25 protein-coding genes and 2 pseudogenes are annotated in these 22,633 nt (G+C 70.1%); 10 read left to right on the top strand and 17 right to left on the bottom strand.

Features of this window, described 5'->3' with window-relative positions:
* Positions 1-235: 235 nt before the first annotated feature.
* The 7 genes and pseudogenes from ACZ4SA_RS09960 to ACZ4SA_RS09930 all read right to left on the bottom strand — a co-directional run bounded on the left by ACZ4SA_RS09960 (position 236) and on the right by ACZ4SA_RS09930 (position 4,532).
* On the bottom strand, positions 236-712 hold the full coding sequence (locus tag ACZ4SA_RS09960) for a nucleotide triphosphate diphosphatase NUDT15 (RefSeq protein ID WP_468271835.1): 477 nt from the start codon (positions 710-712) through the stop codon (positions 236-238).
* 400 nt (positions 713-1,112) lie between these two features.
* The gene (locus ACZ4SA_RS09955) at positions 1,113-1,301 is read right to left on the bottom strand and encodes a hypothetical protein (protein ID WP_468271833.1); all 189 of its coding nucleotides are present in this window, start codon (positions 1,299-1,301) and stop codon (positions 1,113-1,115) included.
* 143 nt (positions 1,302-1,444) lie between these two features.
* Positions 1,445-1,785: pseudogene (locus ACZ4SA_RS09950) on the bottom strand (type I restriction endonuclease subunit R); the annotation flags it as partial.
* Positions 1,786-2,014: 229 nt separating this feature from the next.
* Positions 2,015-2,212 carry a DUF397 domain-containing protein gene (locus ACZ4SA_RS09945; RefSeq protein ID WP_468271832.1) on the bottom strand — a complete coding sequence of 66 codons (198 nt, stop codon included), beginning with the start codon at positions 2,210-2,212 and terminating at the stop codon, positions 2,015-2,017.
* Entirely contained in the window at positions 2,209-3,075 is an 867-nt protein-coding gene (locus ACZ4SA_RS09940) for a helix-turn-helix domain-containing protein (protein ID WP_468271830.1), read from the bottom strand. Before ACZ4SA_RS09940 ends, ACZ4SA_RS09945 begins: the two co-directional genes overlap by 4 nt.
* A 184-nt stretch (positions 3,076-3,259) precedes the next feature.
* Positions 3,260-3,937, bottom strand: a complete 678-nt coding sequence (locus tag ACZ4SA_RS09935; RefSeq protein ID WP_468271827.1) for a class I SAM-dependent methyltransferase — start codon at positions 3,935-3,937, stop codon at positions 3,260-3,262.
* Positions 3,938-4,091: 154 nt separating this feature from the next.
* Positions 4,092-4,532 (bottom strand): glycine-rich domain-containing protein, encoded by a 441-nt coding sequence (locus ACZ4SA_RS09930; RefSeq protein WP_468271824.1) that lies wholly within the window; start codon positions 4,530-4,532, stop codon positions 4,092-4,094.
* Here ACZ4SA_RS09930 and ACZ4SA_RS09925 point away from each other — a divergent pair.
* Complete coding sequence (locus ACZ4SA_RS09925; RefSeq protein WP_468271823.1) at positions 4,447-6,027, top strand: helix-turn-helix domain-containing protein; 1,581 nt, start codon at positions 4,447-4,449, stop codon at positions 6,025-6,027. The two genes, ACZ4SA_RS09930 and ACZ4SA_RS09925, sit on opposite strands and share 86 nt — an antisense overlap.
* Before the next feature lie 163 nt (positions 6,028-6,190).
* On the opposite strand, the gene ACZ4SA_RS09920 is transcribed toward ACZ4SA_RS09925, so the two are convergent.
* Positions 6,191-6,445 carry a hypothetical protein gene (locus ACZ4SA_RS09920; protein ID WP_468271821.1) on the bottom strand — a complete coding sequence of 85 codons (255 nt, stop codon included), beginning with the start codon at positions 6,443-6,445 and terminating at the stop codon, positions 6,191-6,193.
* A gap of 278 nt (positions 6,446-6,723) precedes the next feature.
* Positions 6,724-6,957, bottom strand: a pseudogene (locus tag ACZ4SA_RS09915) (hypothetical protein); the annotation flags it as partial.
* 301 nt (positions 6,958-7,258) lie between these two features.
* On the opposite strand from ACZ4SA_RS09915, the gene ACZ4SA_RS09910 reads away from it, so the two are divergent.
* On the top strand, positions 7,259-7,726 hold the full coding sequence (locus ACZ4SA_RS09910) for an ATP-binding protein (RefSeq protein WP_468271869.1): 468 nt from the start codon (positions 7,259-7,261) through the stop codon (positions 7,724-7,726).
* Between the two features lie 276 nt (positions 7,727-8,002).
* Here the strand turns inward: ACZ4SA_RS09910 and ACZ4SA_RS09905 are convergent, their stop codons facing one another.
* From ACZ4SA_RS09905 to ACZ4SA_RS09875, 7 genes are all read right to left on the bottom strand, one after another.
* Positions 8,003-8,224 (bottom strand): hypothetical protein, encoded by a 222-nt coding sequence (locus ACZ4SA_RS09905; protein ID WP_468271818.1) that lies wholly within the window; start codon positions 8,222-8,224, stop codon positions 8,003-8,005.
* 11 nt (positions 8,225-8,235) lie between these two features.
* Positions 8,236-8,559, bottom strand: coding sequence for a hypothetical protein (locus ACZ4SA_RS09900; RefSeq protein WP_468271816.1), 324 nt, complete (start codon positions 8,557-8,559; stop codon positions 8,236-8,238).
* 457 nt (positions 8,560-9,016) lie between these two features.
* Positions 9,017-9,229, bottom strand: coding sequence for a hypothetical protein (locus ACZ4SA_RS09895; RefSeq protein WP_468271814.1), 213 nt, complete (start codon positions 9,227-9,229; stop codon positions 9,017-9,019).
* Between the two features lie 53 nt (positions 9,230-9,282).
* Entirely contained in the window at positions 9,283-10,320 is a 1,038-nt protein-coding gene (locus ACZ4SA_RS09890) for a hypothetical protein (protein WP_468271811.1), read from the bottom strand.
* A 12-nt stretch (positions 10,321-10,332) separates the two neighbouring features.
* A complete protein-coding gene (locus ACZ4SA_RS09885; RefSeq protein WP_468271808.1) occupies positions 10,333-10,770 on the bottom strand; it encodes a hypothetical protein in 438 nt (145 codons plus the stop codon).
* A gap of 386 nt (positions 10,771-11,156) precedes the next feature.
* Positions 11,157-12,632 (bottom strand): MFS transporter, encoded by a 1,476-nt coding sequence (locus ACZ4SA_RS09880; RefSeq protein ID WP_468271805.1) that lies wholly within the window; start codon positions 12,630-12,632, stop codon positions 11,157-11,159.
* A gap of 234 nt (positions 12,633-12,866) precedes the next feature.
* Positions 12,867-14,441: an alpha/beta fold hydrolase gene (locus ACZ4SA_RS09875; RefSeq protein WP_468271803.1), complete on the bottom strand. Its 1,575-nt coding sequence runs from the start codon at positions 14,439-14,441 to the stop codon at positions 12,867-12,869.
* Positions 14,442-14,553: 112 nt separating this feature from the next.
* On the opposite strand from ACZ4SA_RS09875, the gene ACZ4SA_RS09870 reads away from it, so the two are divergent.
* From ACZ4SA_RS09870 to ACZ4SA_RS09855, 4 genes are all read left to right on the top strand, one after another.
* Positions 14,554-15,456, top strand: coding sequence for a helix-turn-helix domain-containing protein (locus ACZ4SA_RS09870; RefSeq protein ID WP_468271801.1), 903 nt, complete (start codon positions 14,554-14,556; stop codon positions 15,454-15,456).
* A gap of 319 nt (positions 15,457-15,775) precedes the next feature.
* Complete coding sequence (locus tag ACZ4SA_RS09865; protein ID WP_468271866.1) at positions 15,776-16,147, top strand: hypothetical protein; 372 nt, start codon at positions 15,776-15,778, stop codon at positions 16,145-16,147.
* 373 nt (positions 16,148-16,520) lie between these two features.
* Positions 16,521-16,649, top strand: a complete 129-nt coding sequence (locus ACZ4SA_RS09860) for a hypothetical protein (protein ID WP_468271798.1) — start codon at positions 16,521-16,523, stop codon at positions 16,647-16,649.
* A 100-nt stretch (positions 16,650-16,749) separates the two neighbouring features.
* The gene (locus ACZ4SA_RS09855) at positions 16,750-16,968 is read left to right on the top strand and encodes a hypothetical protein (protein WP_468271797.1); all 219 of its coding nucleotides are present in this window, start codon (positions 16,750-16,752) and stop codon (positions 16,966-16,968) included.
* Positions 16,969-17,377: 409 nt separating this feature from the next.
* Here the strand turns inward: ACZ4SA_RS09855 and ACZ4SA_RS09850 are convergent, their stop codons facing one another.
* A complete protein-coding gene (locus ACZ4SA_RS09850) occupies positions 17,378-18,622 on the bottom strand; it encodes an SGNH/GDSL hydrolase family protein (RefSeq protein ID WP_468271794.1) in 1,245 nt (414 codons plus the stop codon).
* Between the two features lie 339 nt (positions 18,623-18,961).
* Here ACZ4SA_RS09850 and ACZ4SA_RS09845 point away from each other — a divergent pair, with 339 nt between their 5' ends.
* The 4 genes from ACZ4SA_RS09845 to ACZ4SA_RS09830 all read left to right on the top strand — a co-directional run bounded on the left by ACZ4SA_RS09845 (position 18,962) and on the right by ACZ4SA_RS09830 (position 22,508).
* On the top strand, positions 18,962-19,774 hold the full coding sequence (locus ACZ4SA_RS09845) for an SAM-dependent methyltransferase (protein ID WP_468271792.1): 813 nt from the start codon (positions 18,962-18,964) through the stop codon (positions 19,772-19,774).
* Between the two features lie 97 nt (positions 19,775-19,871).
* Positions 19,872-20,777: a LysR family transcriptional regulator gene (locus tag ACZ4SA_RS09840; protein ID WP_468271790.1), complete on the top strand. Its 906-nt coding sequence runs from the start codon at positions 19,872-19,874 to the stop codon at positions 20,775-20,777.
* Between the two features lie 100 nt (positions 20,778-20,877).
* Complete coding sequence (locus ACZ4SA_RS09835) at positions 20,878-21,459, top strand: cysteine dioxygenase family protein (protein ID WP_468271788.1); 582 nt, start codon at positions 20,878-20,880, stop codon at positions 21,457-21,459.
* Positions 21,459-22,508: a YeiH family protein gene (locus ACZ4SA_RS09830; RefSeq protein WP_468271785.1), complete on the top strand. Its 1,050-nt coding sequence runs from the start codon at positions 21,459-21,461 to the stop codon at positions 22,506-22,508. The genes ACZ4SA_RS09835 and ACZ4SA_RS09830 overlap by 1 nt, the downstream gene beginning before the upstream one ends.
* Positions 22,509-22,633: the final 125 nt, after the last annotated feature.

The following is a 22,633-nucleotide window of genomic DNA, read 5'->3' as shown; positions in this document are numbered from 1 at the left end:
CACCTGCTACCGATCACGACCCCGACCGGCACGAGAACCTCAGCCCCAGCCCACGCCAGCCCCATGACCAGCGAATTCAGGTTGAACAATGCTCATTGGGGCCCGCCCTCGCTCCGCACGGGCATTCTCCCCTCGCTCTCTTCCCGGCGCCTACGGCCTCTACCACCTGATCGACATCGCGCCCGTACGGCAGCTTCATCCACGGGTCCTGACCCGCGGCACCCGGCTGCCTGGTCTACCGGCCCGCCGCGTACGAACGGAACGCATCGTTCTGCAGGCGCAGTTCGGGCAGCCACGACTGCAGAACTGCTGCCGAGGGGGCGAAGAGCCTGTCCGGCAGCACGTTCAGCTCGCACCATTCCCATCGGACGATCTTGTCCGGCTCCCTGGCAACTGCCGTCCCTGTGACCCGCTCGACGTACGCGGCAGCCGTCACGTGCGGGATGCGCGCAGCCGCGTCGACCAGCACCGCGCCGATCCGCACGTCCGCGGCGTCCGCGAGCAGCCCGGTCTCCTCGGCGAGTTCGCGAACCGCGGTCTCCTCGAAGATCTCCCCGGCGTCCATCTTCCCGCCGGGCAACTCCCATCGCCCGTCGTGCCCGAGCCCCAGCAGCACCCGCTGCCGCGCGTCACGCACGACGACGCCCACACCGATGAGCCCGTTGGGCGAGGGGTGCGCGCGCTCGGGGCGGGAAGGACGACCGGGAGCCATACGTGAACCTCCGCACTCTCTCGGCGTCGACGGTCGACGCCGAGGGCTCGATCATGCCCCACGTGCGGGTCCTCGTTCGCATCGTCATCGGGCCGACGGCCGGGCCACCTCAACTCAGCTCTCAGAGGGCGTTTAGGCATGTTCAGTAGAGATATAGCCCCTTTGAAGTCGGCCGCTTTCGGGATGCTTTGCTCCGTAGGAGCGTATTCGCACGCTCCGAGGTGGCGATCGGAGGACCCGTTTAGTTCGTGTATGGCGCTTGCATTCCGTCTGGTTTAGCAACGGGGTGGAAGCTCCCTATTCATAGGGAGCTTCCAGGTACTTCAGGCCGTGCACGTTGGCGATAAATGCTGGCAAAATGTGTTGAAACGGTCAGCGTGAATCAACACCAACCGCCCACTCAGGGATCCGCGCCCCGGCGTCGCGCGATCGCCTCGAGGCGATCGAGTTCTCGTCGCGCCGCGGTCGGATGGGCAAGGTCGAGGGCCATCTCGGCGCGGGCGGTGACATGGAGGACGTCGTCGCGGGTGACCGCGTCGAGGCAGGCGGCCTGGAGGCGGCGGAGTTCTGCGAGTCGAGAACCGGACACTATCGGCTGATCGTAATTTGCACAACAGTGAGCAGATAACTTGCAGTCAACGCCGCTGCTTCGAGATCCCGGTGATCTTGTAGGCGGGCTGGTCACTGGAGTCCAGGGGGCGAGCGGCGGCTGGGTTCCAGCCATCGGTGTCAGTACTTCTCAGCGACGACCGGATCCGGTACTCCTGCTGCCCATTGCCGCCCGACCATGTCGACCTGTCGTCGGCCCGTGTGTACGCGAACGCCTTCGGCGGCGCGCTCTCCGGGATCCCGCCGTTCTCCTTCGCCTCGGTGGTCTCCTCGCCCTCGTAGGTGAGCGACCCGCAGAATGCCACCAGGACGCCGATGTCCGGGTACTTGGTGTCGTACTCGCGGTCGGCGATGTAGCTCTTGATCGCCCGCGCCATCTGCACGGCGCTCTGCCGCGATGCCGTCACCACCATCGACTTGGCCCGTCCGCCGAGCCGGCCGCGGGTGTGCGTCACGAAGTGCTCGCGCGAGGTGTGCAACCCGAGTTGCCGCAACGCGCGCCGCCACGAGCGCACTTGATCCTGCCGAGCGCGGAACCACGGCGGCGGTAGGTGGATGCGGGGCTGGGACGTCCGGGGCACGCGCGTCGAGCGGGGGCGCGACTGGAGACGGTTGGCGGTTGCGCCGAAGCGGCCGTAGGTCGAGGGGTTGCGCGGCAGCGGCCGAGTATCGGCCACCACCGCGCAGACGGTGTCAGATGGAGGCGGCGTACCGCACGAACGCCGCCCAGCCGTCGCGCCCCACCTCGAACGGGAGGCGGGCCAGGTCCTTGGAGTCGCGGACGAGAACGGCCTGCTCGGTCGCGGCGACTTCGACGCACGCTCCGCCTTCGTTGGAGCTGTACGAGCTTTTGAACCACGCGAGAGACGGCGTGGCGCCATCGGTAGTCATGCTTCTCCCAACAACTCCTTGATGGCAGCAATGGATTCGGGCGGGGTAAGGGCCTGTGCCCTGATGCTGCCGTAGCGTGCGGCCAGGATACGTACCTCGTCGAGTTCGGAGACCAACCTGCTGATGTTCTGGACCTCCAGGTAGGCCACCTGCGGCCGCGACTTGGGAGTGAGGAGAATGAACGGGCCGCCCATTCCCGCGTGCTCTTCCCTCCTGGTAGGCATGACCTGAAGCTCCAGGCTTCTCAACTGGCCGAGCCTCAGCAGCGTCTCCAACTGCTCCTTGTGGACTGCCTCGCCACCGATCGGCCTGCGCAGGACCGACTCCTCGATGATGCACGTCAGGATTGGAGCGGGCCACCGGGTCAGCAGCTCTTGGCGATCGAGTCGCGAGGCGACGCGCTGCTCGATGGTTGCCTCGTCGAGCAGGGGCTTGCGCATGGCGAAGAGAGCTCGCGCGTGTGCCTCGGTCTGGAGCAGCCCGGGGACCGCGTGGCTGCCGTACTCGTGGACCTCGACGGCGTCGGCCTCCAGCTTGGCGTAGCTCCGGAACCACGCCGGATGCTTCACCCTTGCCCGAGTCCTCGCCCGCGCCAGGTCCTCCTTCGCCGCCGCCAGCAGCCCGCCCGCGCCCAGCAGTTCGTCCGCCGCGTCGAGGAACTCGGGCTGCGGTGTCCTGCGTCCGCGCTCCAGTGAGCGGATCAGCTCCTCGCTGTAGCCGAGCCGCTCGCCCAGTTCCTTCTGTGTCAGCACGGCCCGTTCCCGCAGCAGCCGCAACTGACGCCCGATGACGCGGAAGAGGTCCGCCGCGTCCTCGGCCTCGTCCTCGCCGTCCGCCGGTCCCGTCAGTTCCGCCACCGCCACCGCCACCGTTCTGCCGCAGCCTGGGCCACCCACCAGCCGGTACGCACCCATCGTGTACCGGTTCTCTACGGCAGGTTACGACGGGTTCGCAGCACCGCACCCCGTATGAGCGGCACAGCACCCCATCGTGTGCCCGAACGATCCCCACGCCAATGGTCGACGGCCGACTTCTACGGCAGACGCCCTATCCCTCCTGCCGCACCGCCCGCACCATCAGCGTGCCGAGCTTCCCCGCCTCCGGTGCGCCCAACACCCGCGCGTCGATGTCGGTGAAACCGTGACGCTTGAGCACGTCGGCCCAGACCTCCGGCGTGTACTGCCAACGCAGCACGGTCAGCTCCCGCTCCCGCCCCTCCAGCCACTTGCCCCGCATCGGCTGCGGCCCGTAAGCCCCCGGGGCCGGTTCCGCCTGGCTGAAGGCGAACACGCCGTCCGGCGCCAGCCGGGCCGCGACGAGCGGGAACAACTCCTCCGGGTCGGTGAACCACACCGCACCCCACACCGAGTACACGGCGTCGAACGGCTCGCTCCCGGACGCGAGGTAGTCGCGCACGTCCGCGCACACGAACGTTGCCCGCGACTCCGCCCGCCACCAACGCGCCGCCCGCTCGACCTGCACGGGGGAGAGGTCGACGCCGACCACGTCCACACCTCGCCGGGCCAGGAACGCCGCCTCCTTGCCCTCCGCAGGCCCCAGCTCCAGCGCTCGTCCCGGCCGCCCCAGCACCTCGATCCCTGGTCCGTGTCCCGGGTACTGGGTCCACTCGAAACGTTCGACGACCGGGGCGGGCTGATCGTCCTCGCCACGGTGAGGCATATAGGTGTCCCAGTATTCGGCCGGCGTGTGAGGGGTGTGCGGCATGTGGTTCCTCGCAGGGGCGGTGGCGACCGATGGGGCTGATCACCGTACCGAGGCCGCCGCATACCCGTCCGGGAATGACACAAGGCGCCCGTACCCGCACGGACAAGGCCCGAAGGCGCTCGAAGCGCCCCCAGGCCCGACCATTCACGCCACCTCAGTGGCAGTTCTCCCCCGGTCGGCACGGACCGCACTTGGCGTAGTCCGCCTCCCACAGCTTCCAGTCGACCGCGAAACCGTTGTCCGCGATGATCCGCGCAGTCCGCTCCACGGAACCGTCGTACTTGAACTCGATCTCCGGGATGTGCTCAAGGAACCGGCCGTCGAAGTGCCGATGGCAGAACTCACGGTAGTTGCGGGTGTCGAGAATGAACACGTGTACGGCGATGTCCACGGTCCGGCCGCAGCACAGCTCGAGGCCCTGCCCCCACTTCTCGATGGCGGTGATCAGGTAGGAGACGGCCGCGCCGAACAGACGGGTCGCCATGACCTCGTCGAACGGATAGTCGCGCATGAGGAGCTGGACCTCGCGGTCCCAGATGTCGTGGTCCACGAAGTCCCGCGGGTCGCGGAGCTTGGGTTCGGTCGCTGTCACCATGCCGGCCTCCGGTTCTGTTCCCACTCTCGCCCTTCGGGAGCGGGATTCGTCCAGAAGACAGCAGCAAGGCCCCGTGCCATCGGCAACTTGCGGTCCTCGCAAGCCGTTTGCGGATCCTGCACATGCTGTGTCCGGAGTGCCCTTCCGCGGCATACCGTGGGTGGAGGTCCCTCACGCCCTCGGGCGCCGGCGAGCAGGAGGCCAGGTGTACGCCGGTCACACATGGAACTCGGGCGAGGTCCGCACCCTCGTCGCCGACCACGATCCCGGTGGGCTGGTGAGGCTCGGGCGACAACGCCGTGGCTGGAGGCAGGCCGATCTCGGGCTGCGGATCGGGTGCTCCGCGGCCACTGTCTCCCGTCTGGAGCAGCGTGGAAGCCGTGCCCACCTCGACCTGATCCGGCGAGCGGCGCGTGAGGTGGGTGTGCCGCCCCACGTGCTGGCTGCGTCGCTCGGTCTCTCTGGTGCTCAAGCCACTATTGTTGCGCCGGAACGGGCATGCTGTGCCGAGGAGGATCCGATGCGCCGCCGTACGCTGCTCGCCGCCGCCGGGCTCGCTGCCCCGGTGGGTCTCGTGCCGGGGCTGGAGGACGCGCTCGCCATCACGCCCGATCCCACCGGCTCGCCGGTGCCGTTCGACTCTCGCCTTGCGGCAGCTCGACGCCACTACGACGCCGGTCGGAACAGCCTGCTGGTCGCGGAGCTGCCGGGCCTCCTCGCCGACGCGCACGCCGCAGCCGGTGACCACCGGGAGATCTCGTTCGCTCGACTGTCCGCCACGTACAGTCTCACCGCCCAAGGTCTGATCAAGATCGGCAGATACGACCAGGCCAGACTCACGGCGGACCGAGCCGCCGTCTATGCCGAACTGTCCGGCTCTCCGCTGGCGTCAGCCGCCGCCGCCCGCGAACTGAGCATCGTGCTTCGGCACCAGGACCAACCGGCGGCAGCCCAGCGCCACATTCTGGCCGCGGTCAGCCGCGTCGAGGCCACGGGGCTCAGGAACGAGGCGCAGTGCTCGGCATACGCACAGATGCTCTGCACCACCGCCTACACGAAGGCGTGTGCGGGGGAACGGGAGCAGGCCCTCGCGATGATCCGTGAAGCGACCCGGGCCGCTCGTGACCTGCCGCAGGAGTCGCCCGAGGGGCGTCTCTTCCAGGTCACCCCGGCCGCGGTCGATCTGTATGCCGTCAGCGTCAACTGGGCTCTGGGCGATGCCGGTTCGGCGCTGGAAGCAGGCCGAAGGCTCCATGCCGGTCAGTTCAGGACCGCCGAGCGCAAGGGCCGGATGCACACTGAACTCGGCCGCGCTTGGTGGCAGTGGCGTAAGCCGGAACAGACGGCGGCGGAACTGCTCGCCGCTGCTCGGGTGTCACCGGGCGAGGTGCGTGACCGTCCGGCGATTCGGAGAATCGTGGGTGAGCTGCGGTCCAGCCATCCCCATGTCGTGGGGGTCCGGCAGCTGGTGGTCGCCGCCGGGCTGCCGGCCTGAGCGAGCCCACTGCACGCTGCCGGAGCCTGCGCGTTCTGGGCCAGATGTGTGAACAGCCGCGTGCCGAAGCACGCGTCGACGGCTTCGCCAGGTGGAGCCTGAGGTCCGGCTCCACCGCCCGGCCGCGGGCGCCGCGCGAGCACGACCGCCGTCGCCATAAGGTTCAGAACGCCAGGAGCGCCGAGTTCGACGCCATGCCCCTGACGCTGGCCGCCGGGCGGGCGACGCCGGTGAGACGAAATCCGTCGATCCGCATATCGGTGGTGACTGTGTTGGACTTGGGCTCGCCAAGGAGAGCCTGCTGAGCGAGGCCGGCCCCCGGCCCGGTGCGTTCGTGCGGCGTACGACCCTTGCTGATGGTGCCCGACGCCCAGCCGGAGCTCTGGAGTTCGCCGACACCCTCGAGTGCCCCCTGCAAGGTTGAGTAACGCGGTCCCGCTGAGGCCACCCCTGACCGGTGGCGTGGCGCCCAATGTGTGGTTGCCGGCAGCGGCTCAGCACACTCCTGGCAGTCCCCTGACGGCCGCACCCCAACCCGGAGCACCCGCAGCGTCACATGTCAGGATGACGCTCATATCCAGGGAAGTTGTCAGGGGCTCGGGGGGACCTGACTCACGACTTTCGGGGAGCCACAAGCGCGTTCGAGTTTCGGGCAACCCCGCACCACTCGCCAAGTGACTGCGAGCGCGCCTACGCCTACGCGGCCAGCGCAGGGAACACGACCACCGAGCCGTCCTTGTCGCGGGCGATCTCGATGGCTACGTCTGTGGTGCGGTTGTCGACCGTGACGCCGTTGCCCAGCTGGTGAATCCGGTGTGCCGTGCGCATCAGGCGATCGACTTCACCCGGCGTGAAGACGGGCCGCAAACCGTTCGGGCGTGCCAGCTCCAGCGCCGACAGGCGTACCAGGACACCGGCGATGCCCAGCTGACCCAGGCGCTGCAAGGCGGCCGCCTCGCGCGACCGGCCGCGTATCATCCGTGCGATCTTCACAGGCGGTGAGGTTACGTGACGGTGCCCGGCCAGGACAGATTCGGTGCCGCGAAGCAGACGGTGGGTTCGTCGACACGTGACCCGTGCTGTGGCCGGTCAGCACCCAGCCCTCGGCGGGGGCGCATGGGACACCCCGGTACCGGTCCAGGGCGGTACCCGTACCGGACGCCTCCGTACCGGCCGACGTACTGGCGGGCGTCGTGACCCGTCACACACGCTGAGTGACGTGAACGTACAGATGCCTCCCACTTCCTTGCCCGATGCCACCGTCGTTTCCGCCCCGGCTCTCGCAGGCCGCCGCTTCACGGTGCTGCTCTCGCCCACCCGGCGCGGCGCCCGCCTGGCACGGCGCCTTACAGAGCGCCAGCTCGCCGACTGGCAGTACCCGTCAGAGTCCGCCGAGCACATCGTGGCCGAGCTTGTCGCGAATGCCGTCCAGCACGGGCGCGTACCGGGCCGTGACTTCCGGCTGACTCTGGCGCTGGACGGCCGAGGCGGACTGCGCATCGAGGTGACGGACCTTCGCGCCGAACGGATTCCCCGTATCCCGGCTGCTCCCGCGTCGGAGCAGGAAGTCACCGCGGAGGGCGGGCGCGGCCTGCTGATCGTGGACGCCCTCGCGGACCGCTGGGGTGTCGACATCGCCCCTGAGCCGCCCGCCCGGAAAATCGTGTGGGCCATGCTCCCACCGGCTGTCGACCGCTGAGGCGCCTCAGTGGCCTGATCGTGACCAGGATGGCGAGTCGAAGGCCTCCTTGAGTTGGAGGCCCCGTCCCGAGAACGGCCGGGGGCCGCCCCTTTCGGGCCGAAACGCTGACGCAGGCCGATCCGTACTGCCTGCTCCAGGCGACAGCTGCACGACAACCAAGGTGCCACCGCACCCCGTACGTCAGACGGACAGCGACGCCGATGCCCGCGACCGGGCGGGCGGACGAAGGTATGGGGACAGGTGGGCGACGGCGGCCACGCTCGTGGTGCCGCGTCAGTCCGACTGCGCCGTGCGATAGCGGACGGGCCAGTCCTCCACCTTCACCAGCAGACCGGCGTCTGCGAGGTCGCGGAGGATCTGGCGGGTGTGCTTGTCCTGGGGCTCGTGCCCCGCGTCGCGCAGTGCGCGCAGGCCGCGTTCGGTGTCCCAGCACCCACCGTACGCGCGTACCGCCTCCTCCAGGTCGGCACGCTGGCTGGACGTGTGGTCGGTCATCCGGATGCTCCTCAAGCCTGTTCGGGGGCTGCGGTGGCGCCGTGCGCCTTCCTGGAATGGTTGGTGATGCTCGCCGGCGCGCCGACGTAGGAGCACGACGGGCACGTGCGCCATGCGCCTTCCGCCACGGCGCGCCCGCTGACCGAGTGTCCCGGGCCGTAGCCGTGACCGTGCAGCAACTGGGCTACGGACGAGCCGTATTCGACCGCGAGCAGGGCTGCCTCTGCCACCTTGTCGTGGCCGGGCGCGAAGAAGGACCCGGCGCCGACCTTCGTGGCGCAGCCGCACCAGCAGGTGCCCGTCGGGGTCAGGTGGGGGAGAGGCTTCGTCGTCATGGCGTCACGGTAGATCAACGAGCAGGCCGTACCAGGGGCTTTGCGGGGTTTGCTCCCTGGCCTGACCGGTCCGACGGATGCAGCGGCCCCCGGGGGGCGGGCGCTGCAGGCAGGCAGCAGAGGGCGCAGGGGCACAGCACGTTCGACGGCTCCGGGACCGGGGAGATCGACGCCCTCGGGATCCGGTGAGTCCCCGCTTCTGCGGCTCCACTTCGACGGTCGAAGCTCCGCAGCGCGATCCGGGTTGCCGACGCGGTGCTGTATCCGGAGACGGAGGCTGGGCGTAATCCCGCGAGTGGCGGCGGGCGTGCATCGTCCGGGCCGGGATCCGTTCGACGACCACCGGCGAGGCAGCACGGTCAAGCCGGGGAGTCCTGGCCTCGGCTGTGGTGCCGGTACGGCTGTCGACCCCGGACTTCCAGAACCACGTCGTCCACAGGCTGACCGGATCGTCCCGTCAGCGGCGCCGTCCCGGGGGCCTGGGGCGCTGCGAGTACGCCACGATGTAGCCGACGGTCAGGATCAGCCCCAGTACCCCGATTCCGACGAAGGCCAGGACCTCCAGCACTCCGGCGTCGTTCGAGAGGGCCGCCGCCGTCCCCGTGACCCCGGCGAAAACGCCCAGGATCCCAATGACGAATGTTCTGTGATTTCCGAACAATCCGTTCATGAGCATGCTTCCGCCTCGTTTCGGCATGTCTCTCCTCGGCGTGGTCATGCGGCCTACTTCCAATGCAGGTTCCCGGGGTGCCTGGGTGCCATGATCTTCGCATCCGGACGTTCCGAGGCGCTCTGGGCAGGTGTGTAGTAGAAGTCGAGGCCGGTGGCCACCACGCTCGCGGGGAAGCCGAAGACCTTGCCGCCGAAGTTGCCCAGTTTGTTGATCACAGTCGGCTTGCGGTGTCTTCCTCCGCCGCCCGACGTGGCCAGAAGTTCCGACCCCATGCCGGCCGCATAGGCGGGCGTGCCGCCGATGAAGTACGTCCTCGCACTGGCCCAGTCGCGCTTCTGTATGCTGTCGGCGCTGTTCAGCCACGAACGGTAGCCGATGAACTCGGCGATCGGCTTGATGGTGCCGCTTCCGAACTTGCCCTTCGAGGCGTTGTCGAGCCTCGTCTGGATCTCCTTGTCGGAGAGCTCCTTGAGGGAGATCTTCTCTCCGCTTTGCTGCCCCTGTTCCTTGCGCATCGTCCGCGCCTCCGCAAGTGAGACGGGAGCGGTGGGCAGGAAGCCGATGTCGTACTTCTCGCTCATGTCGAGCAGTGCCCAGCGGAGGGTGGAGTCCGTGTCCGAGGCTTGGTCGAGGGCCTGACGGGTCCGCTCCTTGTAGGAGGCGATCGTGGTGGCGTAGGCCTTGGTCAGATCGTCGATCTCGTCCGGCTTCACCTTGTTGGCATCCACGTGGACCGAGCCGTTCTCGGGGTTCACCGAGAGGTGCTCGTGTCCCTCGAGACCGTTCGTGATGGTCTCCAGCTCACCCCGGGCCGAGCGGAGGGAGTTGAGGCAGCTGTTCAGGAACCGGTGGATGCTGTCCGCCTCGTGTTCCGCGTTGTCGATCTGATGCTGCAGACCGCGGATCTTCGTGGAGGCGGCTTCTGCTGCCTCGCCCTCCCAGTCCGATTCCCGGAGCCCCTTCGCCACCTCGTTCTTGAAGGTCCAGCCGGCCTGATGAACGCTGTTCGGGAGGTTCGCCCAGGCGTCCACGGCCGCGGAGAACTTCTCGAGGTTCACGTTCTTCAGCTCTGAGTACGTCAAAGTCATGCTGATGCCTCCTCAGATGACGTCGCCGGGCTTGTACTCGTGCTTGGGCTGGAAGCTCTTCTTACGATCGTCTTCCTCGACGCCGAAGTCATCGGCTGCCGCCCTCAGCGCTTTGGCCAGGCCGTCGTTGCCGATCTGGCCCGCAACGTACGTGACGCCCTTCTTCCAGGAGTCGATGAAGGCGGTGAGCGCCTCGTCGGAGGAGAAACCTTTCATCGATCCGGACACTTCCGAGGTCTTGGACACCGCGGTCTTGTGGGCGTCCCTGAACTCCTTGGCGGCCTTGTTCTCGGCCCTGCCGGCACGTGTGCGGAGAAGGGCAGGCGTGACGTGGAGCTTCTGCTTGCCGGCCTGCCCGCCGCCCCCGTCGGCCTGATTGAGCTGCATCCGTGTGCTCTGCTCCGCCTTGGCCGTTGCCTTGTGCTGAGCCCACTCGTCGTCGAATGACATCGTTCCCCCGTGCAAACGTGCGTCCAGTGAGCCCCGGTTCCAGGCGGATCCCGCAGGGCTCGCGGATTCACCGTAACCCACGGCACTACGGTTCACGCCACCGGCCACTACTCGTCCGCGCGCTCGTGATGTCACCCGGCGGCATGCCGTCGATCTGCCAGGTACGGGCCGTCACCGAGTGTGAGCCGTCGGTGTTTTCTGCAAATCAAGGACCCTCGGGTTCCGGAGTTTGCCGTGCGGATCGGCCGTGGCGGGCCCGCCGGAAGGTGCACCCATGGGGCGAACCGCCGGCGACCGCACGCGCGGCGTGGGAACGGTTGAGGGACCGTGCCCCGGCCGGGGCCGTGTCGGTCGGACGACATCATGTGTGCCCCGTGCGGGACACGTCATCGGGAGTGTCCGGCCGACGAACTGCCGGGCGTGGCGGGCGGTGAGGCCCGTGTGAGGAGTGCCTGGACGACGGCAGCGGCGGCCAGTACGCCGCCGGTGAGGAAGAAGCCGGTGGTGAAGGCATCGCCCGGCACAGGGAAGGTGCCCGGGTGGGCGCGCAGGAGCGTCGCCCCGACCACGGCTGTGCCCAGTGTGCCGCCGACCTGGAGAGACGTCTCCAGAACGCCGGACGCACCCCCGCGGCGGTCGGGCGGCGGCGCGGCCATCGCAACGGACATCGCCGGGTTGTAGACCAGCGGGATCGAGACCCCCCACAACAGCAGTGCGGCTCCGAAGGGCAGGTAGCCGCCCACCCCGGCCGCAACACCCATGAGGACGAACCCGATCGACCCGCCGGCCGCGCCCGCGACGGTCAGGGCCCGGGGGCCGAAGCGCCGTGCCAGCGCCCCGGTGGCGGGTGCGAGGGCCAGCGTGGGAACCATCGCGGGCAGCATGGCGAGGCCGGCGGCCGCAGGCGAGAAGCCGAGCGCGTCCTGTACGTAGACCGCCCCGTAGACCACGGCGGCGAGGAAGCTGAACTGCCCGCAGAGAACCATCACCGCCGACCCGAGGAACCGCCGGTCGGCGAGGAGCCCGAGGTCCACCAGTGGGCTGCGGCTGCGCATCTCGACCCGCACGAAGGCGAACAGCAGCGCCAGACCGGTCCCCAGGAGGGCCAGAACCACGGCGGCGGGCCATCCGTCACCGCCGGACTGCATGATGGCGGCCACGGTCAGCCCCAGCCCGCCCACCGATGCCACCAGCCCTGCCGTGTCGAAACGGCCTGTCGGGACGACAGCCTCCGGCGGCGCTTCGGCTGCCGTTTTCTGTTGCCTTCCGAGCACGTGTCGAGCGGTCAGGAAGACCGCGGCGGCAGGCGGCAGATTGACGAAGAAGACGGCACGCCAGCCGAGATGCTGGGTCAGCAGGCCACCCACCAGGGGCCCGAGGGCGAGCGCGGCCGACGCGGCGCCGACGTAGATCCCGATTGCCCTGCCCAGTCGGTCCGGCGGGAACGTGTCCGTGATGATCGCCATCGTCTGGGGCAGCATGGCCGCGGCGGCCACTCCTTGAGCCGCGCGGGCAGCGACCAGCGTCCCGCCGTCGATGGCAAGCCCGCACAGGAGTGAGGCGAGGGCGAAGCCGAGGGCGCCGAGTGTGAACAGGCGCCGTGTGCCGAACAGGTCGCCGAGCCGCCCGCCGGCCGCTGCGAGGCAGGCGAAGGCCAGGATGTAGGCGTTCGGGATCCAGTGCGAGAGCGAGATGCTGGTGCCGAGTTCGTTCCGCATCGTGGGGAGCGCCACGCCGACGACCGTCTCGTCCATGAACGTCATTCCGAGCGCGAGACTCGTCGCGGCGAGCACCAACCGCTGGTCGAGGCTGCCGGGCGCCTTCCCCGCTCGCTTCGTGGCCCTCCAAGGAAGCGGAACCATGAGCCGACCCTACGTACACAGGCGGCATACCCATCGCTTCACCGCGCCGGTGGGGTATACCGGATGCACTCTCCAGGACGGATGATCGGGCCCTCCCCGGCGACGAGGGGCCCTCCGCCGGGCGCCCAGTGGTGGACGGCCACGCGCCGCCCGCCACTGCGGACGGCGCTGACGGGTGCCGCACCGCCCGCAGCGCCGCCCTCGAGGGACACGGCACGGCCGGCCCCGGGGGTCTCAGCTCCGCAAGTGCCCCAGCACGGACCGCATCGCAAGGGCCACCGCGTCGCGGGCCTCATCGGTGTGGTCGATCGTTTCGAAGCCGTGGTGGCCCAGCGGCACGTCGACCACCTCGACATCGGCCTTGCAGTCCTCGGCTGCGGTCAGGAACTCCTCGACCGTCGCGGCGATCTCCGTGAGCTCGAGCTCCACCCGCGTCAGCACGATCGGCAACCGTCCGGCGCTCCGCACGGCGGCTGCCGGGCGGAAACGGGATTCGGCAAGCCTCCAGTTGGGCAGCGGTGCGAGTACCGGATAGGTCGCCGCCAGGCACCGCAACCACGGCGGAGGCGCTGCCAGCCAGTCCGCCGACAGCGGCCCGCCCCCGGAGAAGAACCACAACGCGACACGCTCCCCGTCGACGCGTGGATCGGCTCGTACGAGGTCGACCGCTGCGGCCACATCCTCGGCGGCGCGCCCGTAGTCCCCGAGATCGTGCAAGCCATGGTCCAGCGTCACGCCGACGACTCCTTGGCTCGCCGCGAACCGGCCGTAGCCGACGAAGCCCGGCCAGTCCCGCGGCGTCGGCCGCACCTCGCGGGGAACCGGTCCGCCGTGGACGAACACCACCGCCGGCCGCGGCAGGTCGGCATCATCGGGCAGGTAGAAGTCGACCTGGCCGACGCGATCGCGTCGCTGCTCGGGTACGTCCATGAGGAAGGGCCGGAGGTGCGAGGGCTGCTCGTTCACCGACTTGGTGAGCCGGTGCCCTTCTCCTGCGGCGGCTTGGAGCAGTACCCCGGCCAGCTCGCCGGGTGCGGACAGCATCGGCCAGTGTCCGGTGGCGAGTTCGAAGAAGGTCACACGGGGTTCCGTGAGTGCCTGGAGGCGGGGGTCCCCAAGTCCCACCAGGTTCTCGACCATTGCGATGCTCGACCCGTTGGCGGTACACAGCACACCGGTCGCCGGCAGCTCTGCGACCGCCCCCGACAGCCTGAGCGGTCGGGTGAGTGTGCCCTTCGGCTGCGGGGCGGCGAGCCGAGCCAGCCGGGACAGTGCGTCGTCGGGGACGCCGGTCACGCTGCCCCAGCGCTGCCATGCCTCGAGCGGGGGCGGGGGGAGCCGCCAGTCGTCCGCGACCTCGCCGATCGCGTCACCCCCGTCGACTCCGTCCGCCCGATCGCCTCCGCAGGGCCCTGCGCCAACCGCCCCGCCGCGCACCGACTGTTCGCGAACCGCCTGGTCCGGCACCAGATGGAGGGCCGGGTCGCCGTCCTGGGGCATGCCCGCATCCAAGTAAACGATCCTGGCGATCCGTTCCGGGCGCCGGTCGGCGGCGCCGAGTACCGGGTGGATGCCGTAGTCGTGACCGACGATCACCACCTTTGGCGTGTCGATCCCGTCGATCAGCTGCACGAGATCGTCGATGTGCGTCTCCAAGTCGGTGCCGGGTCCGGCGAGACGGCGACTGTTGCCCATTCCCGTCAGTGTGACCTGGTATGCCTCTGCCCCCGAGTGCCGCAGCCGGTCGGCCACCTCCTGCCAGACCCAGCCGTCGGTGAAAGCCCCCGGCACCAGGACGAATGCCGTCATCAACATCTCCTCGCTCCTCGCGGTTCGCACGGCCGGCCGCACGGGCCGTCCGTCGTCGCCGGTACGGTAGGAACTCCCCCTGAGGGAGGTTCAAGCCTTGTCCCCTGATGGCATGTGGAGCATCGGAGAACTCGCCCAGCACGCCGGTGTCACCGTCAAGACCGTGCGCTTCTATTCCGATCGCGGTCTGCTGCCCGAAGCGGCTCGCAGTTCCGGGGGCCACCGCCGGTACGGACCCGAGGCGCTCGACCGGTTGCGCCTGATCCGCTCCCTGCGCACCCTCGATCTGCCGGTGCCGGACGTCGGCCGGGTCCTCGAGCACGAGGGCGCGCTGGAGGACGTCGTCGCCGGGCAGCTGAGGGAGCTCGGCACACAACTGGCCGCCCTGCGCTGGCGGGAGGCGGCCCTCCAACTGCTCCGGGACTGCACCCCCGCGGAACGCGCCGACCGGCTGCGCCTGATCGGCGCCGTGACCGTCCCGCCGAGCACGGCCGCTCTGGCCCGCTTCTGGCGACGCTGGCTGCCCGCACGGCTTCCGGCCCAACTGGCGGCGGCCATCCTCGAGCAGGCGGTTCCGCAACCACCCGCCGATCCGACCCCGGCCCAGGTACTGGCTTTCGCCCGGCTGCACGCCCTCGTCACGGGCGGCTGCGACGGCGGTGAACTCTGCCAGCCCGCCGCCCACCAGGCGGACAAGGGCTATCGCCCGGCCGTACTCTACGACGGTCTCGGCGAGGCCTACGAGCTGGCAGGGGCGCAACTGCTCGGGCAGCGGCCGCCGCACGAAGGCGATGCACTCGACTGTTTCGTCTCCGCCTACGCCCGCTCGCACGGTACGCGCGACACTCCGGACTTCCGCCGCATGCTCAGCGGCCAGCTCGCCATGGATCCACGTGTCGACCGCTACTGGGAACTCACCGCCGAAGTGTCCGGGCCGTCGCAGCCGACGCCCGGCGCCGCACACGACTGGCTTTGCGCCGCTCTGGACATCCGGGCCGCCCGATCGGCCGCCTGACGCCTGCGGGGCTGCGGTTTTCCGGCCGGGGGCCGGAGCGTCGCGCTTCGCGTGGCGGCAGGACTCCGGCTGCGCGGCCACGCTCGCTCACGTCGGCGCTGACGGCCGGAGACAAGGAATGTCGGTGCTCGGTCCTATGCTCCGAAGGAGTCAGCCGATGCATCACGACGGGGGAGAACGACGGGGGAGAACCATGGGACTGATGACACTCGATCTGCCGACGCCGGAAGTGCTACCCGGTCGTGGGCACCGCGACGACGGGGCGCTTTCGGCGGTGCCAAGTCCAGGCGCGCTCGGTCGGCGAATAGAATCGGCTTTCATGTCGAACATCGACGAACTGCTGGTTGAGCTCGCCGCCAAGGTGGAGTCGGAGCAGAGCAACCAGATGTCCCTGACCGTGGTGACCGGCGGCACCGTCATCACCGGGCGGTTGGCTCCCGAAGCCGTATGGAAGCAGCGTGTGTCGGAGGTCCTGGAGGATTCGGCCCATCTCGGACCGTTCTCCAGCGTCTTCACCGACCGGGCGGGGGGAGGGAATGACTGGGGGGACCGGCCCACGCATCTGCACTTCCACGTGGCCAGGATCCTGCAAGGGAGCATCGGGATCCCGGAGACCGGCGGGATGTACCGGGTTGCGATCAAGGACGTCAGCGGCTGGACCGTCGGCGACTTCAGCTATTCCGATCGCTGAGCCACCACGCCCGACCTTCGTCCCGTCCGGCGCGGGCTTCTCGCCGATCGCGGGCAGCCGCTCGACGCCGATCGCGGGCAGATGCGCTCACCCTGACCGGCAGCTGCTACCTGTCGCCGTCGCAGCTCGGCCGACAGGGCGATGACGGCTGCCCGGACGCTGGTCGGTACGCCGGCCGGTGCCGAGGAAGGCAGACGAAACGGCCCTGCCGCAGGGGTGGCTGTTCGCCGTGCGCGTTAGCCCGTTCGGCCGCACACTGAGACTTGCCGTGGGCGAGAAGGCCAGGTCACACAGCCCCATGCGGACTACGTGCCTCTTCGGTTGCTTCAGCGCGATCCGCCGTGGCTCCACCGGGTGTCCTCAGGGAGGTCTCGTGGTTGTGGTCGTGACAGCTCTGTGCGTACCGCTGGTGATGATGGTGTTGCTGTTCGCGATGCAGGCGTGGGAAGACCTCGTCTTTCCTCGTCGTGACGAGAGCACGGAGCAGCCGAACCAGCAGTGAAGCCCCATGGCGTGAGAACTGAGGCGTACGGCGCGCCGCCGGAACGGACAGAATCGGCCCCGGCGTCGGCGCGAGCGGGGCCGTCGTACAGGATGTGCGAGTGGTGAATCGCATCAGCACCCTGATCTCGGCGCTCGGCGCCTTCGTCGCCTCGATGCTGCTCATCGGCGCCGTGTACGAGTACCGGCAGGGCGCGTCGCCGTTCTGGGTGGGGCTGGGCGTGCTCATCGTCGCGAGCGCCGTGCACGTGCTCGTGCGCGACATCCGCAGTCTCCGCCCCCGTTCACGCCGCGTCGGTGGGAAGAACGGTCGTGGCTGAGGGCAGCCGACCAGGGGCCGTCGCCGTCCGGTCGCCGGCCGCTGACCCGGGGCGTGATCTGCTCATGGGATCCGCCCGGCGGCGAGGCCGGGGCAGGGTCGGGCGACGGCGGCGAGCGGCGGCGAAGGCGGGAGCGCAGCGGCTCCGTCCAGCGGGCCCACGCATTGTCATGATCGCCTCCCGGAGCGCCTCCCATGGGGAAAGAGGGCACGGTTGAGCCGCTTTGCGGGGGAGTGGGATCAGCTTACGGAGGTCGGGCGGTCCCGGCCCAGGGGAAGACCCAGCGGGCCGGGACCCGCCGGGCGGGCACGAGGGGCCTGGATCCACTGGGCCGGCGCGTTGGGCGCGGCGCCACCCGCTGGGACCAAGGGGCTCGGCGCCCACCGGGTGAGACCGCGTGCCGTGGCCGCTACGCCCTCGAGCAGCGCAGCTGTTCGGCCCGCACCGTGTCCGCCGTCAGTTCCATCCCCGCGTCGTTCGGGTGCAGATGGTCGCCTCCGTCGTACGCGGGCAGCATCCGCGACGTGCGCTCCGGGTCCCGGACGGCCGCATCGAAGTCGACCACCTCGTCGAAGGCGCCGCTGTTCCTGATGAAGGCGTTGACCTCCTGCCGGACCGTCTCGCCGCCCGGGGTCCACTCCCGCCACCCCTCGTACGGCATGACGGTCGCCCCGACCACGCACACCCCTGCCTCGTGTGCCCGGTCGATGATCCGGCGGTAGCCGGCGATCATCTGGGCGGCCGTCGGTGCCGGGGTGGCCTTGATGTCGTTGACGCCCTCGAAGAGGATCACCGCGCGCACGCCCCGCTGGGAGAGCACGTCCCGGTCGAGCCGCTTGATGGCGCTGACACCCGAGCCGTCGCTCAGCACCTTGTTGCCGGAGATGCCTTCGTTGGCGACGCCTTTGATGCGCGAGCGAGGATCGCCCTGGAGGCGGCGGGCGAGGAAGTCGGGCCACCGGCGGTTGGTGCCGGCCGTGGAGGAGGCGCCGTCGGTGATGGAGTCGCCGAGCGCGGCCACGGCGCCGATCCCGCGCCGGGCGTCGACGACCACTGCGTCGAGGTAGAACCACGAGCCGACGGTCCGGGTGTACGGGGTGGCGGACTCGTCGGCGGAGTGGTCGCCGGCAGGCGCGACGTACGAGGTCTGCAGCGCCATGCGGTGCCCGGTCGCGGTACCGGCCGCCTGCTGTACGTACACGCTGACGACCAGGTCGGACTGCGGGCGGATCGTGCCGCGCAGCGGGTCGCTGTAGACCGATCCGCCGGGCGGGACGGTGACCGAGGGGGAGCCGCCGAAGGCCAACGGCCGGTTGCTGCCCGGTACGAGCGCGGCGCCGGACGCGCGCAGGCCCGCGTGGGCCCGGCCGAAGGTGACCGGCTGCTCGCCGAAGGCGTTGGAGAGACGGACGCGCACTCCGTGGCCGCCGACGCTGGTGCGGACGACGAGGCGGTACGTACGGTCCTGCGCGGCCGTGCCGAGGCGGTCGGCGCTGGCTGCCCAGGAGACGACCTGAGATGTGCCGCGCGACGCGGCGTCGGACGACGGGGAGGCGGCAGGCGCTCCGGAGGAGGCCGAAGACGGGGACGACGTCGACGCGGTCGCGGCGGGCGACGCGTGGGCCGTCGCGGTGGCAAGAGCTGTCCCCGTCAAGGCGCTTGCTGTCACGACGGCGGCGGCGAGTGTCCCGCGGAGGACCGACAGGGCTGACAGGGCCGACCGGGGCGGGCGTAACCAGGATCCGAGCATGCTCCGTGTGACCTCCGATGCGATCCGGGCGCATGTGGCAGGTGAAGGACTCCTGTGCATTGACTCGCGCAGAGCGCTCCGTGTCCAGACCACGCCCCTCCGTGAAACCCCCTGCACAGGACGGGAGTTGCTTGCCGCGCAGGAGTCGTCCTGCGAGGATCATGCGCGCCTCCGTCCCGCGGGGGACCGGAGACGCGACACCGCACCGGACGTCGAGCACCGAGCATCGAGGGAGAACGCCGAATGACGGGGACCGAGCCGGCTGCCGCGCGGATCGACACCACCAGGCCGCACCCGGCCCGGGTCTACGACTGGTTTCTGGGCGGCAAGGACAACTACCCGGTCGACGAAGAGCTCGGCAGGCACATCATGGGGGTCGACGGGACGGCCAAGCACGTCGCGCGGACGAACCGCTGGTTCATGCAGCGTGTCACCCGCTGGCTCGCGGGCAGCGCCGGTGTCCGGCAGTACCTCGACATCGGCACCGGCATCCCGACCGAGCCCAATCTGCACCAGGTGGCGCAGGCCGCCGCGCCCGAGTGCCGCGTCGTCTACACCGACAACGACCCCATCGTGCTCACGCACGCAGAGGCGCTGCTGCGCAGCACCCCCGAGGGCGTCACCGACTATGTCCAGGCCGATGTGCGTGACCCCGAGCGGATCCTCGAGCAGGCTCGCAAGAGCCTCGACCTCACTCAGCCGGTCGCCCTCTCGCTCGTGGCGCTGACGCACTTCCTCGGTGCCGACGACCACCCGAAGGATCTGGTCGCCCGGCTCGTCGACGCGCTCCCCTCCGGCAGTTACCTCGTTCTCTCGCAGCTCACCGCCGACTTCGACCCCGTCGCCGTCCATCGCGGCGTGGAGATGTACGCGGCAGGCGGGGTCACCCTCGCCCCGCGGAACCGCGCAGAGATCGCCCGCTTCTTCGAGGGTCTCGAGTTCGTGGAGCCCGGGCTCGTCCAGCTGACCGACTGGCACCCCGAGCTCGCCGTCGACGAGGCGGTCAACGGGGACGCGGTGATCTCGCTGTACGGCGGGGTGGCCCGGAAGCCGTAACCGGACGAGGGTCCTTCGCCGCAGGGCGCGGCCCCCGAAATTCTGCTTATGGTTCGCCGGACCATTGTGCTCATGGTTCGCCGGATATGATGCGCCGGTGTTCGATTCCCGGCACATCAAGACGTTCCACGAAGTGGTCAGGACCGGCTCGTACTCGGCCGCCGCTCGCGCCCTCGGCTACACCCAGCCGGCGATCACGCAGCAGATGAAAGCCCTCGAACGGGACGTCGGCACGCCCCTGTTCATCCGTGTCGGCCGGGGCATGCGGCTCACCGAGGCCGGTGAGGCGCTCTCCCGGCAGGCCACGGCCATCCTCGACTCCATGTCTGCGGCCCAGGAGCAGATCAACGCCCTCACCCGGCTGCGCGCCGGGCGGGTCCGGATCTGCGCGTTCCCCAGCGCCAACTCCACCCTCGTCCCGGAGACACTGGCTCGTCTCACGGCCGCCCACCCGGCCATCCGCGTCGACCTGCTGGAGAACGAACCGCCCGAGTCGCTGCGACGTCTGTCACGGGGCGAGTGCGACATCTCGCTCGCCTTCACCTATCCCGGCCTGCACGAGGACGTGCCCGACGAGCTGGTGGAGATACCGCTGCTGGAGGACCAGCTGACCGTGCTGCTGCCCGCTGGGCACCCCCTGGCCCGCCGGCGGGTCGTCCGGCTCTCCGATCTCGCCGGCGAGCGCTGGATAGCCGGATGCCCGCGCTGCCGAGCCAACCTGCTGCACGAGTGCGCGGAGGTGGGCTTCGTCCCCGACATCACCTTCATGACCGACGACAACCTCGCGGTGCAGAGTCTGGTCGCCGAAGGGCTCGGCATCGCCATGATCCCGTCGCTCGTGCTGAACTTCATGCGCCATACCAAGGTCGCCGGCCGCCCGCTGCAGCCGGTGTCACGGCGCAAGATCTCCGCGTACGTCCTGCGGGAGCATCTGCGCATCCCGGCGACGGCGCTCGTACTGGACGAGCTCAGGGCCGTCGCCGCGAACAAGACCGGCTGCTGACCTCGCCCCTCCCACCCACAACCACACCCATAAACACGGCTTGGAGGGTGCGAAGAAACCGTCGTTGGACGCCAACGTTCCCCCGTCCGACGCTGCCCGTATGACCCAAGCCTCGGCCGCCCGGAGCGCCTACACCGCCGCCCGTACCACCGCCCGCCTGGACGCGCTGATCGCCGGCGTACGCGAGAGCGTCGGCCGAGGCCTGCCACCGGAACTGACGGCGTACCTGGTCGGGGAGCGCCTCGCGCCGCACCTCGGCGCCGACGACCTGCTCACCGAGGAGCAGCGCGAGAGCGACCCCGCCCGCTACCGCCAGCACCTCCTGCACGCCGAACACGACGGCAGCTTCTCCGTCGTCGCGCTCGTCTGGCTGCCCGGGCAGGGGACCACCGTGCACGACCACGTCTCCTGGTGCACCACCGGCGTCCACGAAGGCCAGGAGCACGAGCGGCGCTACCGGCTCGTCCCGGCCGTCGAGAACGGTGGCACCGCACGGCTCGTCGCCACCGGGGACGTCGTCAACCGGCAGGGCGAGTTCTGTGGCTTCGCCCCGCCGGGCGACATCCACCGCGTCTGGAACGACGGGCCCTCCGCGGCCGTCTCGTTGCACGTCTACGGCGCCGACATATCCCGGCTCGGCACCAGCGTGCGCCGCGTCTACGAACTGCCGGCCGACCGCTGATGGCCCTCCTGCGGGAGCGGCCCGCCGCCCGGCCCGGCGTCGTGCCCGCTGCCCCGCGGCGCCACGGGCTCGCGCTCGCCGCACTCGGCGTCGCCGTCGCCTGGTCCCTCCACCGGCTGCTGCCCGCCGTGCCGATGCTCACCGCCGCCGTCGTGCTCGGTGTCGTGGCCGCGCACCTGCCCCGGACACGGCCGGTCGTCAAGGGAGCGGCGCGCCCGGGGCTGTCGTACGCGGCGAAGCGGCTGATGCGGGTCGGCATCGTACTCCTCGGGCTGCAACTGAGCCTCGACGACGTACGCGGCCTCGGCTGGGCCACTGTCGCCATGGTGCTCGGCGTCGTGACGGCAACCCTCCTCGGTACGTGGTGGCTGGGCCGGCGTCTCGGACTCCCCGGCGACCAGCCGCTCCTCATCGCCACCGGCTACGCGATCTGCGGCGCGTCGGCCATCGGCGCCGTCGGTGAGGCGCGGGACAGCGACGAACGGGACACGGCCGTCTCGGTGGCGCTGGTGACGCTCTGCGGAACGCTCGCCATCGGCGTACTGCCCTTGCTGCAGGGGCTGTTGGGCCTCGGCGGCGCCGAGTTCGGCCGCTGGGTCGGTGCGAGCGTGCACGACGTCGGTCAGGTCGTCGCCACGGCGCAGACCGCCGGGGGCGAGGCACTCGGCGAAGCCGTGCTCGTCAAACTGATGCGGGTGGCGCTGCTCGCGCCCTTGGTCGCCGCCGTGGCGCTTTCCGTACGGCGCAGGAGGAAGGCAACAGGGTCCGGCGGAGCAGGCCGGGCACGGATACCACTGGTGCCGCTCTTCGTCGTGGGCTTCCTCGCCGCGGTCGCCGCCCGCAGCACGGGTCTGCTGCCCTCCCCGGTGCTGGACGCGGCGCACACAGCACAGGAACTCCTGCTCGCCGCCGCCCTGTTCGGCCTCGGCAGCGCGGTGCACCTGCCTTCGCTCGCCCGCACCGGTGCCCGCGTCGCGGCCCTCGGTCTGTCCGCATGGCTGGTCGTCGCGGGCGCGTCGTACGCCGGAGTGGTGCTGCTGGCGGGATGAGCCGGGCGGTGAGGTGCCGGCAGGTTCAGTGGTGCCCGGGGCCGGGATTCCCATGGCGTCACGACGGCGGCCGCTGTGGGGGTGCGGTGCGATCGGTCGGCATCCCGGCACACCGGGGCACGTCG

The sequence above is a fragment of the Streptomyces sp. NPDC027962 genome (genome assembly GCF_055566095.1).
This window is presented reverse-complemented; position numbering and strand designations above follow the sequence as displayed.

Bases quoted from the DNA above. Each gene is read 5' to 3' on its own strand.
- ACZ4SA_RS09960 (WP_468271835.1), bottom strand. From the start codon at position 712: ATGGCTCCCGGTCGTCCTTCCCGCCCCGAGCGCGCGCACCCCTCGCCC.
- ACZ4SA_RS09945 (WP_468271832.1), bottom strand. From the start codon at position 2,212: ATGACTACCGATGGCGCCACGCCGTCTCTCGCGTGGTTCAAAAGCTCG.
- ACZ4SA_RS09935 (WP_468271827.1), bottom strand. From the start codon at position 3,937: ATGCCGCACACCCCTCACACGCCGGCCGAATACTGGGACACCTATATG.
- ACZ4SA_RS09925 (WP_468271823.1), top strand. From the start codon at position 4,447: ATGAGGAGCTGGACCTCGCGGTCCCAGATGTCGTGGTCCACGAAGTCC.
- ACZ4SA_RS09930 (WP_468271824.1), bottom strand. From the start codon at position 4,532: ATGGTGACAGCGACCGAACCCAAGCTCCGCGACCCGCGGGACTTCGTG.
- ACZ4SA_RS09910 (WP_468271869.1), top strand. From the start codon at position 7,259: ATGCCTCCCACTTCCTTGCCCGATGCCACCGTCGTTTCCGCCCCGGCT.
- ACZ4SA_RS09905 (WP_468271818.1), bottom strand. From the start codon at position 8,224: ATGACCGACCACACGTCCAGCCAGCGTGCCGACCTGGAGGAGGCGGTA.
- ACZ4SA_RS09900 (WP_468271816.1), bottom strand. From the start codon at position 8,559: ATGACGACGAAGCCTCTCCCCCACCTGACCCCGACGGGCACCTGCTGG.
- ACZ4SA_RS09895 (WP_468271814.1), bottom strand. From the start codon at position 9,229: ATGAACGGATTGTTCGGAAATCACAGAACATTCGTCATTGGGATCCTG.
- ACZ4SA_RS09890 (WP_468271811.1), bottom strand. From the start codon at position 10,320: ATGACTTTGACGTACTCAGAGCTGAAGAACGTGAACCTCGAGAAGTTC.
- ACZ4SA_RS09885 (WP_468271808.1), bottom strand. From the start codon at position 10,770: ATGTCATTCGACGACGAGTGGGCTCAGCACAAGGCAACGGCCAAGGCG.
- ACZ4SA_RS09880 (WP_468271805.1), bottom strand. From the start codon at position 12,632: ATGGTTCCGCTTCCTTGGAGGGCCACGAAGCGAGCGGGGAAGGCGCCC.
- ACZ4SA_RS09875 (WP_468271803.1), bottom strand. From the start codon at position 14,441: ATGACGGCATTCGTCCTGGTGCCGGGGGCTTTCACCGACGGCTGGGTC.
- ACZ4SA_RS09870 (WP_468271801.1), top strand. From the start codon at position 14,554: ATGTGGAGCATCGGAGAACTCGCCCAGCACGCCGGTGTCACCGTCAAG.
- ACZ4SA_RS09865 (WP_468271866.1), top strand. From the start codon at position 15,776: ATGTCGAACATCGACGAACTGCTGGTTGAGCTCGCCGCCAAGGTGGAG.
- ACZ4SA_RS09845 (WP_468271792.1), top strand. From the start codon at position 18,962: ATGACGGGGACCGAGCCGGCTGCCGCGCGGATCGACACCACCAGGCCG.
- ACZ4SA_RS09835 (WP_468271788.1), top strand. From the start codon at position 20,878: ATGACCCAAGCCTCGGCCGCCCGGAGCGCCTACACCGCCGCCCGTACC.
- ACZ4SA_RS09830 (WP_468271785.1), top strand. From the start codon at position 21,459: ATGGCCCTCCTGCGGGAGCGGCCCGCCGCCCGGCCCGGCGTCGTGCCC.